This is a genomic window from Penaeicola halotolerans, assembly GCF_016464625.1.
In the GTDB taxonomy this organism is placed as follows: domain Bacteria; phylum Bacteroidota; class Bacteroidia; order Cytophagales; family Cyclobacteriaceae; genus Penaeicola; species Penaeicola halotolerans.
The window spans coordinates 689,992-706,646 of record NZ_JAEAGO010000002.1 but is presented as its reverse complement, the minus strand read 5'-3'; the positions used below and the strand labels follow the sequence as shown (position 1 = coordinate 706,646).

Annotated in this window: 13 protein-coding genes; 4 read left to right on the top strand and 9 right to left on the bottom strand. The window is 42.2% G+C overall.

Annotated elements, in window-relative coordinates; genetic code table 11:
• The first annotated feature begins 41 nt into the window (after window positions 1–41).
• Together I5349_RS07395 and I5349_RS07390 are read left to right on the top strand one after the other, a co-directional pair.
• Window positions 42–1,139, top strand: a complete 1,098-nt coding sequence (locus I5349_RS07395) for a DUF3810 domain-containing protein (RefSeq protein ID WP_226390107.1) — start codon at window positions 42–44, stop codon at window positions 1,137–1,139.
• Between the two features lie 56 nt (window positions 1,140–1,195).
• A complete protein-coding gene (locus tag I5349_RS07390; protein WP_226390106.1) occupies window positions 1,196–2,614 on the top strand; it encodes a Glu/Leu/Phe/Val family dehydrogenase in 1,419 nt (472 codons plus the stop codon).
• A gap of 81 nt (window positions 2,615–2,695) precedes the next feature.
• Here I5349_RS07390 and htpG read toward each other — a convergent pair whose 3' ends face one another.
• Window positions 2,696–4,576, bottom strand: coding sequence for a molecular chaperone HtpG (gene htpG, locus I5349_RS07385; RefSeq protein ID WP_226390105.1), 1,881 nt, complete (start codon window positions 4,574–4,576; stop codon window positions 2,696–2,698).
• 198 nt (window positions 4,577–4,774) lie between these two features.
• On the opposite strand from htpG, the gene I5349_RS07380 reads away from it, so the two are divergent.
• On the top strand, window positions 4,775–7,555 hold the full coding sequence (locus tag I5349_RS07380) for a VPS10 domain-containing protein (protein ID WP_226390104.1): 2,781 nt from the start codon (window positions 4,775–4,777) through the stop codon (window positions 7,553–7,555).
• A gap of 179 nt (window positions 7,556–7,734) precedes the next feature.
• Window positions 7,735–9,204, top strand: coding sequence for a Gfo/Idh/MocA family protein (locus tag I5349_RS07375; protein WP_226390103.1), 1,470 nt, complete (start codon window positions 7,735–7,737; stop codon window positions 9,202–9,204).
• Window positions 9,205–9,263: 59 nt separating this feature from the next.
• Here I5349_RS07375 and I5349_RS07370 read toward each other — a convergent pair whose 3' ends face one another.
• From I5349_RS07370 to I5349_RS07335, 8 genes are all read right to left on the bottom strand, one after another.
• Complete coding sequence (locus I5349_RS07370; RefSeq protein WP_226390102.1) at window positions 9,264–9,851, bottom strand: porin family protein; 588 nt, start codon at window positions 9,849–9,851, stop codon at window positions 9,264–9,266.
• A 152-nt stretch (window positions 9,852–10,003) separates the two neighbouring features.
• Complete coding sequence (locus tag I5349_RS07365) at window positions 10,004–11,398, bottom strand: sodium-dependent transporter (RefSeq protein WP_226390101.1); 1,395 nt, start codon at window positions 11,396–11,398, stop codon at window positions 10,004–10,006.
• A gap of 45 nt (window positions 11,399–11,443) precedes the next feature.
• Window positions 11,444–12,361: an SDR family oxidoreductase gene (locus tag I5349_RS07360; RefSeq protein ID WP_226390100.1), complete on the bottom strand. Its 918-nt coding sequence runs from the start codon at window positions 12,359–12,361 to the stop codon at window positions 11,444–11,446.
• On the bottom strand, window positions 12,348–13,184 hold the full coding sequence (locus I5349_RS07355; protein WP_226390099.1) for a peptidylprolyl isomerase: 837 nt from the start codon (window positions 13,182–13,184) through the stop codon (window positions 12,348–12,350). Before I5349_RS07355 ends, I5349_RS07360 begins: the two co-directional genes overlap by 14 nt.
• Window positions 13,185–13,192: 8 nt before the next feature.
• Window positions 13,193–14,131, bottom strand: coding sequence for a hydroxymethylbilane synthase (gene hemC / locus I5349_RS07350; protein WP_226390098.1), 939 nt, complete (start codon window positions 14,129–14,131; stop codon window positions 13,193–13,195).
• Window position 14,132: 1 nt separating this feature from the next.
• On the bottom strand, window positions 14,133–15,038 hold the full coding sequence (rimK, locus tag I5349_RS07345; protein ID WP_226390097.1) for a 30S ribosomal protein S6--L-glutamate ligase: 906 nt from the start codon (window positions 15,036–15,038) through the stop codon (window positions 14,133–14,135).
• Window positions 15,039–15,081: 43 nt separating this feature from the next.
• Window positions 15,082–15,510 (bottom strand): ATP-dependent zinc protease family protein, encoded by a 429-nt coding sequence (locus I5349_RS07340; protein WP_226390096.1) that lies wholly within the window; start codon window positions 15,508–15,510, stop codon window positions 15,082–15,084.
• 11 nt (window positions 15,511–15,521) lie between these two features.
• Window positions 15,522–16,655 carry a DNA polymerase III subunit gene (locus I5349_RS07335; protein ID WP_226390095.1) on the bottom strand — a complete coding sequence of 378 codons (1,134 nt, stop codon included), beginning with the start codon at window positions 16,653–16,655 and terminating at the stop codon, window positions 15,522–15,524.

Here is a 16,655-nt window from a genome sequence, read left to right as displayed (position 1 = left end):
TTTTTTGCTGATAGCTCGTATCTATCATAAAACCCCCGTACATGATAAACTGGAGATTACGCTGGATTTGGATTTTGATATTGCCTGTAGTACTGCTAGTGCGTCATTTTTTTATTCAAGATCCTCAACTCGCTGAATCTGTATATGGACAGTTTATTTTTCCTAGCCTTCGATTTATTTTTGACTTCAGTGTAGGGCTTATTCCATTACCTATCTTTCATTTATTCCTTCTTTTTCTGGGCTGGAAACTATTCAAAGCCATCAAGCGAAAGTCCCCCCTGCCAAAATGGTCTTGGTCAAAGCGAATTACCTTCACTATTTTGGACATAGCGAGTGCTGTAGCCTTAGCCATTAGTTTATTTTTTATTCTCTGGGGCTATAACTATCCACGACCTGACTTGAGAGACAAACTGTCCCTAGCACCTGAGCGACTGAGAATAGATGAAGTCAGATCTTTAGCATTAGAAACGATCCACAAACTCAATACCTTGAGAGATGATATCAAGCCTGATACAGCTGCGATCACCGAACTCATGACACACAAAGAAGCTGAAAATCTGGTACGTGAAGCACTTAAGAAGCCGTTAGACAGTCTTGGTTTTCTCACTTGGGGAAAAGGTCGTACCAAATCACTCCGACCAAATGGTCTACTTCGGAAATTCGGAATTGCGGGTATTTATGTGCCTTTTTTTGGAGAAAGCTATATTGACAACTCACTTCATACAGTAGATAAACCATTCACTATAGCCCATGAACTGTCTCATGCTTATGGCATCACTCATGAAGGCGAGGCTAACCTGATGGCTTATATCGCTTGTTCAAAAGCGGAAGATCCACGCTTGAGGTACTCCGCAGAACTAAGACTCTTCAGATACCTGCTCAATGACCTACTCAAAATGAGTGAAGCGGCCTATGCAGAGACAGTTTCTAGCATGTCTCGAAGTGTGCGCAATGACATCCTCTCAATCTATAAGAATAGCCAGCTCTACAAGCCGTTTTCTATAGAGATCAGTAAAAAAACAAATGATATCTATCTCAAAACCCAAGGAGTAAAAGCTGGAATAAAAAGCTATCAAGAGCTGCCACAGCTCGTCTATGAGTGGAAAACTAGAGAACTGGCTAGTTTAGAAAAACCATAATTAGACTGGTTTTAACCTATTTATTCGTAATTTAAGCTGAATCAAAATTTTTAGATATGTCAAAAAATCAAGATTATAGCTTATTCAATGATGTCTGTAGCTTCGTAGATGATGCCGCAGCACACCTTGACCTGCACCCTGGACTGGTAGAACAGATCAAGCAGTGTAATAGTATCTATAAGTTCAACTTCCCACTGAGAAAAGACGATGGTAGCTATGAAGTACTCACTGGCTATCGCATACAGCACTCTCACCACAAGCTTCCAGTCAAAGGTGGTATCAGATTTAGTGAACATGTCAATGAAGATGAAGTCAAAGGTTTGGCAGCCCTAATGACTTTCAAGTGTGCCTTAGTAAACATTCCTTTTGGTGGAGCTAAAGGTGGAGTGCGTATAGACCCTCTCAAGTACGATGTCGGTCAACTAGAGCGAATTACTAGGAGATATACTTCTGAACTTATCAAAAAGAAGTTTATAGGGCCAGCTATCGATGTGCCTGCGCCAGACTATGGTACTGGTGCCCGTGAGATGGCTTGGATCGTAGACACTTATGAGGCATTTAACCCAGATTCGATCAATTCAAAAGGCTGTGTGACAGGTAAACCTGTATCTCAACATGGGATTGACGGTCGTACAGAGGCGACTGGTATGGGTGTGTACATCGGTATCAGAGAAGCTGTCAGTGTCAAAGAAGACATGGAAGCTTTAGGACTACAAACAGGGTTGAAAGATAAAAAAATCATCGTTCAAGGTTTAGGTAATGTAGGGTATTACTCGGCATTGTTTTGTCAAGAGGCTGGCGCTAAAATCATCGGTATCGCTGAGTGGAATGGTGGCATCTATGATGAAAATGGTATAGATGTAGAAGCGATCAAAAAATACCAAATAGAAAATAAAGGCTTCAAAGGTTATCAAAAAGGCAAGTTTATAGAGAATAGCGGAGACCTACTGACTACTGCCTGTGACATACTGATCCCTGCGGCACTGGAAAATCAAATCACAAAAGAAAATGCCCCGCACATTAAAGCAAAGATAATAGGAGAAGCCGCTAATGGCCCAGTGACGCAGGAAGCTGAAAAGATATTACTTGAAAAAAACATCATGGTCATCCCAGACATGTACCTCAATGCTGGTGGTGTGACAGTGTCTTATTTCGAATGGCTAAAAAATCTTTCAAGAGTATCATTTGGCAAGATCGAAAAGCGCTATGACATGCAGAAGTTTGATCGACTACTTGATAATATCGAGCAAGCTACTGGGGATAAGTTTAGCGAAGAGCAGCGAGCTGTCATCGCGCAGGGAGCTAGTGAAAGAGACTTGGTCAACTCTGGCCTAGAAGAGACTATGGTCAACGCTTATCACAGTATGAATAAAGTTCGCCATGAAAAAAAGATCAAAAGTCTACGAACAGCTGGATTTATCCTAGCCCTAGACCGTATTGCAGTGAGCTACTTGGATCTAGGCATATTTCCTTAAGTTTAGCGCAAACGCTATCAAACAAAAGTGCTCAGCCAAATCGAGACTGAGCACTTTTGTTTTTATTTGATGATTAACACATTATATCATCTCTACGCTACGCTGAACGAAGGCCGTCAGTTCTTTGCCGGTAAGCATTCCCTGTGCTAGCATCGCTAGATCAAATGACTGCTTGGCTAGTCGAGATTGTTCTTCTCCGCTTGCTTTGAGGATTTTATCTATGACTTTATGATTGGCGTTGATGGCTACTTTGTAGCTATCAGGCATCGCACCATAGAAGTTTGGCCCACCACCTGTCTGCGCCATGTCTTTAAATCTCCTCATAAACTCATCCATAGTGATCGTGACAGGTAGTTCCTCAGGATTCAGACTAGTGACTTCTACTTGCATGTTGGCATTGTTGATCGCTTTGTCGAAGATCTCCTTCACCTGCTTAGTCTGCTCCTCAGTGAGTACATTAGCGATACTCTCTTCTTTGTTGATCAGCTTGTCTGCCACGTCTGCGTCTACACGCTTCATAGTTACTTTGTCAAGCTTTTGTTCTAGTTGATTGACAAAGTGTGAGTCGATCGGAGAGTCCAGCACGACCACATCATAGTTGCGCTTATTGGCAGAGGTGATGAAGGCATCTTGCTTAGATACATCGCTGGCATATAGAATGACTAGATTGCCATCTTTGTCAGTCTGCATGTCTTTGATTTTCTCCTTGTATTCTTCTATTGTAGCATACTCATCTTTTGTGTTTTTGAAAAGTGCAAAGTCTTTCCCTTTTTCATAGAACTTCTCCTCGCTGATCATACCATACTTGACGAAGAGCCCGATATCATTCCACTTTTCTTCGTACGCTTTTCTATCCTTTTTGTAAAGTTCTCCTAGCTTATCTGCTACTTTCTTAGTGATGTAGCTATTGATTTTCTTCACATTGCCATCTGCCTGAAGGAAGCTTCTAGATACATTGAGTGGGATATCTGGAGAGTCTATGACACCATGCAATAGCATCAAAAATTCAGGAACGATATCCTTCACCTCATCTGTGATGAATACTTGACGAGAGAAAAGCTTGATTTTATTACGCTGGAAGTCGAAATCATTTTTGACCTTAGGGAAATAAAGCACCCCCGTCAAGTTAAATGGATAGTCTACATTCAAGTGAATCCAGAAAAGTGGATCTTCACTCATAGGGTATAACTCTTTGTAGAAATTTAAATAATCCTCATCAGTCAGATCACTTGGAGACTTCGTCCAGATAGGTGCTGTCGTATTGATGATATTATCTTCTTCTACAGACTTATATTTCTTTTTACCGTCCTTATCCTCTCCATCTTCTACTTGTCTAGTCTTAGTCCCAAACACGATAGGAATAGGTAAGAACTTCGCATATTTATCTAAAATCTGCTGTAGTTTGAAGCGCTCTAAAAACTCCTCAGATTCTTTGTTGATATGCAGAATGATGTCAGTACCGCGCTCTTTGCGCTTTCCTTTACTGATTTCGAAGCTCGTACTGCCATCGCATGTCCATTTGGCTGGTTCTGCACCTTCTTGATAAGACAAAGTGTCTATCTCTACTAGGTCTGCTACCATGAATGCTGAGTAAAAACCCAAACCAAACTTACCAATGATCTCATTGGCATCTTTGGCATCCTTGAATTTCTCCACAAACTCGGTAGCCCCCGAAAAAGCAATCTGATTGATATACTTCTTGATTTCCTCTGCGGTCATACCGATACCTCGGTCGCTGATTTTGATTGTTTTCTTCTTTTCATCGAAGCTCACTTCTACTCTCACATCGCCCAGTTCTCCTTTGTATTCTCCCAAAGAAGCCAAACGCTTGATCTTCTGAGAAGCATCTACGGCATTAGAAACAAGCTCTCTGAGAAATATCTCATTGTCCGAATAGAGAAATTTTTTAATAATCGGAAAGATATTCTCGGTATGGATCGAAATAGTACCCTTCTCTTGCATAATTATATTTAGTTTACGTTTATGTGCTGTTTGATTTATACTTGTCAAGCACCGTTCCAAAGCCTAAAAAATGTCATTTTGACAGTTGGACAAAAGATTTCTCCTAAACCAATCAACCATGCATATCACTATTCATCATTTTTTATGAAAAGCATGTAAAAAGAAATTTTATATTGTTTGAAAATCAACCTAACAGCTATGAAAAAACATTTACTACCTGTCTCATTTTTAGCGGCTTGCCTCTATCTCGGCATAGCACCAGCTACAGTGGCACAAGAAGTGAAGCCTACTACAGCAGCAGAACTCAAAGCAGCAGTAGAGCAACACCAAAAACTAAAAGACAATACGATCTTTAGTGGCTACGCTGCCAGCAATCTCGGGCCAATCAAAACAAGTGGTCGAATCATAGACATAGAAGTCTCAAGTGATACTAAGACATTCTATATAGCCGCAGCCTCAGGTGGAGTCTTCAAGACTACTGACAATGGTCAGTCATTTAAGCCTATCTTTGATCACCATAGTGCACTTGGCATAGGAGATATGGCCATCGCACCATCTGACAACAATATCATCTGGGTAGGTACTGGTGAAAATAACTCCAGCCGATCGACTTACGCTGGATCTGGAGTATATAAAAGCACTGATGCCGGAGAAACTTGGACGCTAATGGGCTTGCCTTTTTCTCAACACATCGGTCAGATCATCATCCATCCAACTAATCCTGACATCGTGTGGGTTGGTGCGATGGGTAGCCTTTACTCACAAAATAGTGAAAGAGGACTCTATAAGACAACTGACGGTGGTAAGACTTGGAAGCGCACACTATATGTAGATGATAATACAGGCGTCATTCAAATCACAATCAATCCCGAAAATCCAAACCAATTACTTGCCGCTACTTGGGAGCGATTTCGTCAAGCCAATAACTTCATCGGTAGTGGTGATGGCTCAGCGATCTGGCGATCAGAAGATGGAGGAGAGACTTGGGCTAAGTCAGTAGATGGTTTTCCACTTGGAGACTTTGTGGGTCGTATAGGCATCGAGTACAGTCAGAGTGAGCCAAACGTAGTCTACGTATTACACGATAGCCAAAAAGAAAAAACAACTGAAAGGCCTGCCAACAGAGGCAATCAAGAGGGCTTGAGTTTTGATAAATTCAAAACCATGTCAGCAGCAGATGTACAGGCGCTGGATAATAAGGAGCTAGAGCAGTTTCTAAGAAGAAATGGCTTCGCTACCAAATACACTGCTGAGGTAGTGAAAAAAGAAGTTCGAATCGGCAAAATCACTCCTGTACAAATAGCCAACTACAATGGATCAGGAAATACAGATGCCAATGCTGCCATCATCAACAGTACAGTAACTGGTGCGGAAGTTTATAGATCTGAAGACTCTGGTAAGAGCTGGAAAAAAGTAAGCGAATCAGACCTCAGCAGACTATACAATACCTATGGCTACTACTTCGGAGAACTTAGAGTATCTACTCAAGATCCAAATGAAATATTTGTACTGGGTGTACCGCTTATGGTCTCTAGAGATGGTGGTAAAACTTTCGCTACGTCTGACTCTGTAGGAGGGGTACACTCAGATCATCAGTCTATGTGGATCAATCCAAAGGATAGTAAGCATATCTTGCTTGGTACTGATGGTGGTCTATACCAGTCTTATGGTGGCGGTGAGAGATGGACTCATATCAATAACATGCAAATCGGTCAATTCTACTCTATCATGGTAGATCATGCTGAGCCATACAACGTTTATGGTGGACTTCAAGACAATGGTGTCTGGTCAAATGCTCACAATGTAGGCTACCAAAATGGTGACTGGAAGCGACTCGCTGGTGGTGATGGCATGGCTGTAGCCGTAGACACGCGCACCAATGACATCGTGTATACTGGATCTCAATTTGGATCATACGCTAGAGTAAATACGACTACTGGAGAGAGAAAGTCTATCACGCCACGTCATGACATCGGCAATCAGCCAAACAGATGGAACTGGAGAACACCTATCATCCTTAGCAGATTTAATCAAGACATTGTATACATGTCATCACAATATCTGTACAGAAGCATGGATAGAGGCGAAACTTGGGAAACAATCTCTGGTGATTTGACCAAAAATCTACCTCAAGGTAATGTACCTTTCTCTACCACTACTTGGATAGCAGAGTCACACCAAGAGTTTGGAAACTTATACGTGGGTACAGATGACGGTAACCTTTGGATGACGAGGGATAATGGACGTACATGGACAGCTGTGAATAAAGGACTTCCTCAAGGTAGATGGATTAGCAGCATAGAAACCTCTCCTCACTATGCTGGTACAGTGTTCGTGACTTTGACTGGCTATAGAAATGATGACTTCAAAGCCCATGTCTTTAAGAGTACAGATTATGGTAAAACATGGACCTCAGTAGCAGGCAATCTCCCAGCAGAAGCTACAAACATCATCAGACAAGATCTGAAAAATGAAAACATGCTCTACGTAGGAACTGACCACGGACTATACATCAGCATGGATGGTGGTAAGAACTATGATATCTTCCAAGGTTCAGTGCCTAATGTAGCTGTCTATGACATGATCATTCAGCCAAAAGAAAACCACCTAGTAGTAGGAACTCACGGAAGAAGTATCTACATCATAGACCTCAATCCAATGCATGCTGTCAAAGACATGAATACAGCTGCTGTAGTGATGGCCAATGATCAAAGATTCAATCCTAGATGGGCAGCTTTTGGCATCAATAGTAATGCCTGGATGATGGCTTACTTGCCAAGCTCAGGCACTGCTACAGCTACTATCCTTAATGACAAAGGCAATACAGTCCGTACGATCACAATTGATGCTAAAAAAGGCTTCAACACGATCGGTTGGGACTTCAAAGATGATAGTGGTGAATACATAAGACCTGGAAAGTTTAGCTTAAAAATCACTGCGGGTAATCAGTCCGACACTAAAGCCTTTGAAATAAGATAAATTTCAAAGCTCATGTATTTTAGCCTCTCCCAATATAGGAGAGGCTTTTTTTATGCTTTAAACTTTTGATCAACTCCACTCAATACTAGAAAGGCAACCACTGCCAACTTATCAGAGGTAAATCATTTATAATTTTCTTATATTGATTTGAAAAGCAAGCACTAAACCCAACGATTGATATGAAAAAGGACAAGAAAACTCCAAATGGAGACTCTAGAAGAAACTTCATCAAAGGAACTGCTACAGCTCTAGCAGGATTTTATTTTTTACCAAGACATGTACTCGGTGGACCTGGATTTGTCGCTCCAAGTGATCGGCTCAGAGTAGCTGGGATAGGAGCAGGCGGTATGGGCTACAATGATATCAAGGGTGTATTCAATGCTGGTAATGCCGACATAGCCTTCCTTTGTGATGTGGATGATAGACGAGCAGCTAATGCTCGCAAAGATTTCCCTAAAGCCAAATACTACAAAGACTTTCGCGAGATGCTCGACAAAGAGCATAAAAACATAGATGCGGTCACCGTATCGACTCCAGATCATAACCATGCGGTGCAAGCCATGGCTGCTATGGAGCTTGGCAAGCATGTATACGTACAAAAGCCAATGACACATGATATCTACGAAGCTAGAATGCTCACCCAAGCAGCAGAAAAATACAAAGTAGTCACACAAATGGGTAATCAAGGATCTTCTGGTGATGGTGTGCGCCAAATGATGGAATGGTATAATGCTGGACTTATCGGAGAAGCTACACGTGTCTATTGCTGGACAGATAGACCAGTTTGGCCGCAAGGCATCCCATGGTCAAAAAATCAAGTCACTCCTCCAGCTGATCTCGATTGGGACCTGTGGTTAGGAACCGCTCCTTATAAAGACTATGTAGAAAAGCTCGTGCCTTTCAACTGGCGAGGCTGGTGGGATTATGGTACGGGAGCGCTTGGAGACATGGCCTGTCACATCATGGAGCCTCCTTTCAGAGTGTTGGGATTGGGCTATCCGAGCGAAGCTCAGGCAAGTGTAGGTTCTGTCTATGTGGATGAATTTCAAAGAGGATACTTCCCTGAAAGCTGTCCTCCATCTTCACATATCACCCTACTTTTCAAACAAGCTGGAAAGCCTGATATTGAGTTTCACTGGATGGATGGTGGTATACAGCCTACCAGACCCGAAGAACTAGGGCCTAACGAACTCATGGGAGATGGAGGTAATGGTGTGATCATAGAAGGCACCAAAGGTAAAATGATGTGCTCTACATACGGTAGAAACCCACAACTACTACCTACCTCTAAAACCAAAGAAACTAATCTACCAGTAAGTATCCCTAGAGTAGCTGATGGTGAAGCTGGACACTATAAGCAGTGGGTGGATGCCTGCATCGCTGGATATGGCAGTGAGCCGTTTAACCTACTCAGTTCGCCATTTTCCATAGCAGGCCCGTTAACTGAATCAGTTTTGATGGGAAATCTAGCTATCAGAAGCTATGATATCAGAGTAGCAAGAGATGGAGAACCTAATAGATACAACTACCCAGGCAGATATATCAAACTCCTATGGGATGGTCCAAACATGAAAGTGACCAACTTCGATCTGGCCAATCAATTTGTCAGGAGAGAATATAGATCAGGCTGGACACTAGGAAAAGCCTAACAACAAAAAAGCTCCGAAGATATCTTCGGAGCTTTCTCATTTATTACTTTGAAAGTGGATTAGAATATTCTAAAACCAACACTCAAGATCAACTGATTCACTCTCTGATCTGTAGCAAATCCACCAAGTTCTTCACCTGCTTTGCTTAAGTTTCCTTCGTACTTTAAGTCTACCACTAGGTTAGCCAAGTCAAGTCCTATACCTGCCTGATAGCCTAAAGTAGTCCTATTGTAGTCAGGATTGAACAATTGCTGAAACTCATCACTTACGTCACTATTCAAAAGAATGCTAGCAACAGGGCCAGCTTGAATTCTAAAGACCTCTGCAAATCTAAAACCCGCCATTACAGGTACATCTATTTTATTGAATCTTACGTCATATGATCTAGAGTTAAGTCCTTGACGCTCTCTGATCTCTCCACCCGAATTCACATAAAGCACCTCTGGCTGTAAGAAAAATGAACCAATGCCTACTCTGGCAAAAGCACCTACGTGATAACCCATCTTCGAATCTCCACTCTCAAACTGGTCAGAATCTACTTTAATATTAGTAGTACTAACACCAATCTTAGGACCGATCGAAAAGTCTTGCGCCTGTACCATACCTACAGTAAACAATGCGGCAATTGCTAAAATAATCTTTTTCATGATATTAAAATTTAAGATTTGGTTTGTATAACATGTAACAATCGGCAAACACTATTCCAAAAAGAGCCTAAATCAAAAGATAAAAGGAATATAAAAACAAAACCCCACTGATAGTCAGCAGGGTTAGTTTTTATTTTTTTATGTTAATCATATCAACCTCCACCAGAGAACACACCAAAGATGCCCATCATATTGAGTAATACTGCCGCTATAGTGATTGGACATACGAATCTGATAAAAAAGACAAATGTCTTAGAAGCTAGGGTATTTGGATCAAACATTTTCGACCCATAAGAAAGCTCATTGACGATATTAGCGATCGGCATTTTCCAAGCTACATATACGCAAGTCACCAATGCTACTACTACTATAAAGAACGTACCAAAGAAGTAGTCTAAGATATCTAGGAAACCTTTGACCTCTGTACCACCAAAGACAGTCACCTTCATATCTGTAAAGAAAGCTGATCCTCCCGCAGAAAGCGCAGATGGGATACCTACTAAGAATACCATAGCACCTACTACCCAAGCAGCTTTCTTTCTGCTCCACTTTTTCTCATCTATAAAATATGAAGCTGGTACTTCAAGCATCGAGATAGATGAAGTCAAAGCTGCCACAGTGAGGAGCAAGAAGAAAATCGCTCCGATGATCGCACCACCTGGCATATCTGCAAAAATCTCAGGTAACACTTGGAAAACAAGCGTAGGTCCAGCCTCTGGACTTTTACCATAGGCAAATACCGCTGGGAAAATCATAAATCCTGCTAGGATCGCTACCGCTGAATCCATAAATCCAACCCAAATACCACTTGAAACAATATCAGATGACTTAGGTAAGTATGAACCATAGGTAATCATGATACCCCAACCAATACTCATGGAGAAAAAGGCTTGTCCTAAGGCTGCAAGAATCACATTGGCATTGATTTTACTGAAATCAGGATTCAAATAAAACTCCACTCCAGCCATAGCACCTGGCAGCATCAAACTACGAATAGCTACAGTGATGATCAGGATAAATAATACTGGCATCAATACTTTGGCTGCCTTCTCGATACCCCCAGATACTCCCCCAAGGATGATGACTATAGTAACCAAAGTAAAAACTGCCATCAAGGGAATCGTATACATCGGATTTGAAGCAAAAGCCTCAAATGGCTGTGTAGAGCCAGAAAGTGACTTGAAGATATAACCGATCGTCCATCCTGCGATCACGCCATAGTAGGAAAGCACGAAAAAGCTAACTAACAAGGCTAAAATAGCGCCTGTACCCATCCAAAATGGATTAGCACCAGTTTTTTTGAAAGCTCCGATAGTACTCTTGCGAGTAAAGCTACCCAAGCCCATCTCAGTGAAAAGTAAAGGAACGCCTATCAGGATCACGCAGAGTACATAGACCATGACGAAGGCACCACCGCCATTCATACCAGTCACGTATGGAAATCTCCAAATATTACCCAGACCTACTGCCGATCCGGCTGCGGCCATGATAAACCCAAATTTTGAGCCCCATTGTCCTCTGTTATCTGCATCAGGAATTGCTGCCATATTGTTTAGTTTAAGGTGTTTGGTTTAATTATGCAATATTAAAATTTAGGCTAAATTAAGCTGTTTTGCCAAAATAGCAACTCCCTCCACAAAAGTATGTGGCTGAAAACCCAGCTTTTCTTGTGCTTTTTTGATGATAAAACCTGTTTTAGCAGGACGCTTAGCCGTCTGTGTAAATATAGAGCCATCTACTCGCTGGATGAGCTTTATGTCTAATTTAAAGAAATCAGCTATCTGTAATGCTATTTCATAGGGCGTCATCAACTCTTTTCCAGAAATATTATAAATACCTGTAGCGAGCGTCTCTTCCATCAATAAACATCCTGTAGCCAGATCCTCTGCCAAAGTAGGTGTCCTCCACTGATCATCGACTACTTGTATAGGTTTTCCTTCTTCCAGACTTTTCTTTACCCAAAGCACAATATTTGATCTACTAAGGTCCTCTGCAATTCCATAAACAAGTACTGTCCTAGCGATACCCCACGACCCTGTATACGCCTGTACCAGCTGCTCAGCAAGTAGTTTACTTTCACCATAATAGCTCAGAGGATTTGCCTCTGCGGACTCGTCATAAGGCCCGTCAAATCCATCAAAAATAAAATCAGTGCTGACTAGTAAAAAGTAGCTTTGATACTTTGCTGCTGCCTCAAGTAGGTTTTTGACAGCGGTGACATTGGCCGCATAGCATCCTTCACGATCTGTCTCGCATTGGTCTACATTGGTCATAGCTGCCCCATGGATGATACTATCAGGCTGGATCTGATCAATCATACGATCGACATCTGCTGCGAGCGATAGATCTGCCACATGATAGGTATAAGCTCCTTGATCCTTCAATCTACGGACACCTCTTCCAGTAGCATGTAGCTCTATAGATGGGTCATTTGAAAGTTGTACAAGTAGTTTTTGCCCCAAAAGCCCATTGGCTCCCGTGACCAAAACTACTCTTTTACTTTTGCTCATATTGATAGCCGTATTCTTTCGTAATCTTAGCTTTGGAAAGCTGCTCTACTTTCATTTTCATAAAAATATCCTGAAGAGGCTTATCCGCCCTTCCTGTCTCTTGATCAGCTATCTGATCGATCACTTCTAGACCTTTGATCACCTCACCAAATACAGTATACTCTCCATCCAAATGTGGCGTACCACCTACGGTTGTATAAGTTTCTATTTGCTGAGGTGTTTTCTTGAGAGATAAGTCTATACCATAGTAAGTTTCTACTTTTGGTTTGAGACTAAAGATGAAATCATTGAGTGCATCCTTGTCACCTGTTTCATAGATCTTAGTGTACTCATCTGCCAGAGCTTGATTGCTCTCCATGGTGATGAACGTACCTAGATACTGATTGAGCTTCCTCATGTCCGTTAGCAGCTGATCTTTATCCCAGACCATCCCTTGGACTATATAAAACTGACAGCCACTAGAGGCTTTTTCAGGGTTGACATTATCTCCCATACGCGCAGCAGAGAGGACCCCTTTTCGGTGGATCTTATCTGCTACAAACTCAGCAGGTACAGTGTACATGTCGCTTTGATTGAGTTTTTCTTTGGTGAAAACATCTCCCCCTTGGATCATGAAGCCTTTGATCACACGATGAAAAATAGTAGAATCATATCTCCCAGATTCTGCTAGTTTGATAAAATTGGCTTTATGCTGTGGCGTCTCATCATAAAGAATCACTTGCATATCGCCATAGCTCGTTTGGATAGTGACTAGATAGTCCTTTTCTGTTTTACAAGCAGTGAACATCACTGCCAATATGAGGATCAAACCGATCTTTTTCATCTTCCTACTTATTTATTGAGTTGACTTTTTATCTCCTTTAATATATGATCTCCACCTGCAGTGAGCACAGCTTCAGCTAGCTGCACTCCAAGCTGTTCTGCTTGATGACGAGGACCACTGACTTGTTTACGAATGATCTGCTGGCCATCTAAGCTCACGATACCTCCTTCAAGTGAAAGTGATGCCCCGCTAACTGTAGCCAATCCAAAAACAGGGATACTACACCCTCCCTCTAACTCTCTGAGGTAAGCGCGTTCAGCTAATAATCTATAGGCTGTCTCTGGATGATTGACAGCATTGCGGATCGTACCTTTGATCATAGGATCTAGTGAAGTAGCACACTCGACAGCGATGCTACCCTGACCGACTGCAGGAGTAAATTTCCCTATATCCAATCTATCTGCGATCATCTCATCAAAACCCATCCTGTGCGCCCCAGCATATGCTAGTAAAAGTCCGTCACATAGTCCGGCCTCCATCTTGGCTACGCGCGTTTGTAAATTACCTCTGACATCTACCGTCTTCACATGTGGATAGTAGTGCTTGAGCATGGCTACTCTACGGGTAGAGGAAGTCCCTAACGTGAGCGGTTTATTGGCATCTGCTATATTGATGTCTTTGCGGTGGCTGAGAATGATATCATTCACCACCTCGCGCTCTGTAAATGCGATCAACTCAAATCCCTCAGGCAATACTGACTGCATATCTTTAGCACTGTGGACTGCGATGTCTATCTCTCCACTACTCAGCTTGTCCTCCAACTCTTCTGTAAAAACCCCTTTGCTCCCGATCTTAGCGATCGACACATCGAGTATTTGATCTCCTTTGGTATCGATGATCACGATCTCGGTAAGTAGACCACAGATATTAAGCAACTTCTCTACATAATACGCCTGAAACAAAGCAAGCTTACTCCCTCTCGTGCCTATTTTGATTACTTTACTCATTTCAAGCTTTTATTTTTTTTACTTTCTTTTTAGTCTCTATTGCCTGTTCGATGTATTCTACGATTTTGCCAGAGATATTGACTTGCGTGGCTTTCTCTATGCCCTCTAGACCAGGAGAGGAGTTGACCTCTAGGATAAGCGGTCCTCTTGCAGACTGGAGCATGTCAACTCCAGCAACATTAAGTCCTAAGGATTTGGCTGCTTTGAGCGCTGCTTGTTTCTCTTCTCTACTTAGCTTGATGATTTCAGCCTTTCCTCCACGATGGAGATTTGAGCGAAACTCCCCTTCTACTCCTTGGCGCTTCATCGCTCCTACTACCTCACCATTGACGATGAAGGCACGGATATCTGCTCCTTTAGCTTCTTTGATAAATTCTTGGACGATGATCCTAGCTTTTAATCCATGAAATGCTTCGATCACACTTTGTGCGGCCTTTTTTGTCTCGGCCAAAACAACCCCTAGTCCTTGTGTACCTTCTAGTAACTTAATGATCAGTGGTGCACCACCTACTTGCTCTACGAGCATTTTTTCTCCTTTGGAATAATTGGTAAAAGCCGTCTTTGGCATGCCTAGACCTGATCGGGATAAAATCTGCAAGCTACGAAGCTTATCCCTCGAGCGTACGATCGCTTGTGATTCTATGGCTGTAAATACGCCCATCATTTCAAACTGTCGGACTACTGCTGTACCGTAAAAAGTAACAGAAGCACCAATCCTTGGAATGATCGCATCTATATCAGTCAGCTTGGCTCCTTTGTACCAAATAGAGGGTCCCTCTTGCTCGATGATCAAGTCACAGATCATGTGGTCGATCACTAAGGCTTCATGACCTCGCTCACGAATAGCCTCTACTAATCTCTTGGTAGAGTAGAGGTTTGAGTTTCTGGACAGTATAGCGATTTTCATAATTCTCCTGATTTAAAATAATGAGCGGATTGCCTTCACTTGCTCAAAGCGCGGTTCTCTTTGACTTTTTGGCTAAGTACATTTTAGAGACATCCACTAGAAATCTACCCTTGAGAAGTTTTCTTCCCAAAAGTATGGGATATTTCATCTCCGAACGATTAGTAAGCGTAAATTCTGCTTCAATCTCCTCCTCAAAAATAACTACTCGGGTTTTGACTTTGTATCGCATCTCGGACTGACCTGAGGAGCTCGTTACTTTTTTGACCTCGTAAGTACTGGTCTGCTGAACTGTATTCTTGTACTGCTTATGCGAAGGGTCAAGTACCACAAAGTGCAGAACACCTCCATCATCTACGGCTATATGGCTACAGTGTATTGAGCTTGTATAAGCACCAGTATCTACTTTTGCTATGATGTTTTTCACTCCCCAATCAGGCAAGTGAATTCGCTCTTTTCTCCCGATGATTTTCATGAAGCATATCTTTAGGTTCGCATGATCCTTCCCAGTTGTAGAGAAAGATTAGTAAATATGATCCTCGGATTCGCATTTCGCTCCAAGTGATAAATCGACTCGCTCAGCTGCTGAGAAAGTGCTAAAATCTTATCTGCAGTAAGTACTTTACTGAAGTTTTGTACAAAAACCAAGTCGTCTCCTAGCACCCTAAGCAGCTCATCTGCCGCTGCATCTTTGACTAGGGATTCATGCAAGATAGCCAAACCACTAGAGAAAAGTCCCTTTTGAGATTCTTTGGTCATAGAGAAAAACGCATCCGACATCCTAACTATAGCTGTAAAGTCGAAGTTGTAGCAGAGTCTCATCCATGTTTTAAACTGCTGCGTACTTTCATCCTCATCTTCTTCAAGCAGTCTGTAAGCTTCTCTCAAGCTCCCATCAGCCAATCTTGCGATTTCCCTTGCTCGAGGCTCAGCTATGCCTGCTTCCGACAAGTATGATAGGATCTCTTCATCAGAAAACAACCTCACTTGGACGACTTGCACACGTGAACGTATCGTAGTCAGAAGCTGCTCAATGTGATTTCCTACCATGAAAAAGAGCGTCTTGGCAGGTGGCTCTTCGAGTATTTTCAAAATTGCATTGGCTGCTTGGGTATTCATCAACTCAGGAAGCCAGATCAACATGATCTTGTAGCCGCCCTCAAAGGATTTTAAACTAAGTGTCTTGACGATCTGACGAGCAGCACCTACACTGATGATGAGCTGCTTATTATCTAGACCAGTATGACGCATCCAGTCGTTGATATTCCCATAAGGAAAATCGATCAAAAACTGCCTCCAAAGAGACTGTATATCGGATTTCTTATCTGGATCGGGATCTTTTTCCTCATCTTCTTTGCTACGTGAGGCACTTGGATAGACGAAGTTCACATCTGGATGCACGAGTTTGGCCATCTTTTGACAACTTGGACATACACCACAGGCATCTGCCTCCTCTTTATCTTCGCAGTTGATGTAGGTAGCCATCGCAAGTGCCATCGCCAGATTCGGACTCCCCTCTGGACCTAGAAATAGTAAAGCATGCGCCAAATGGTTATGCTTAATGGCATTGACCAAGTGCTGCTTGGTGTCTTGAAGTCCTTTGATATCAGCAAACTGCAT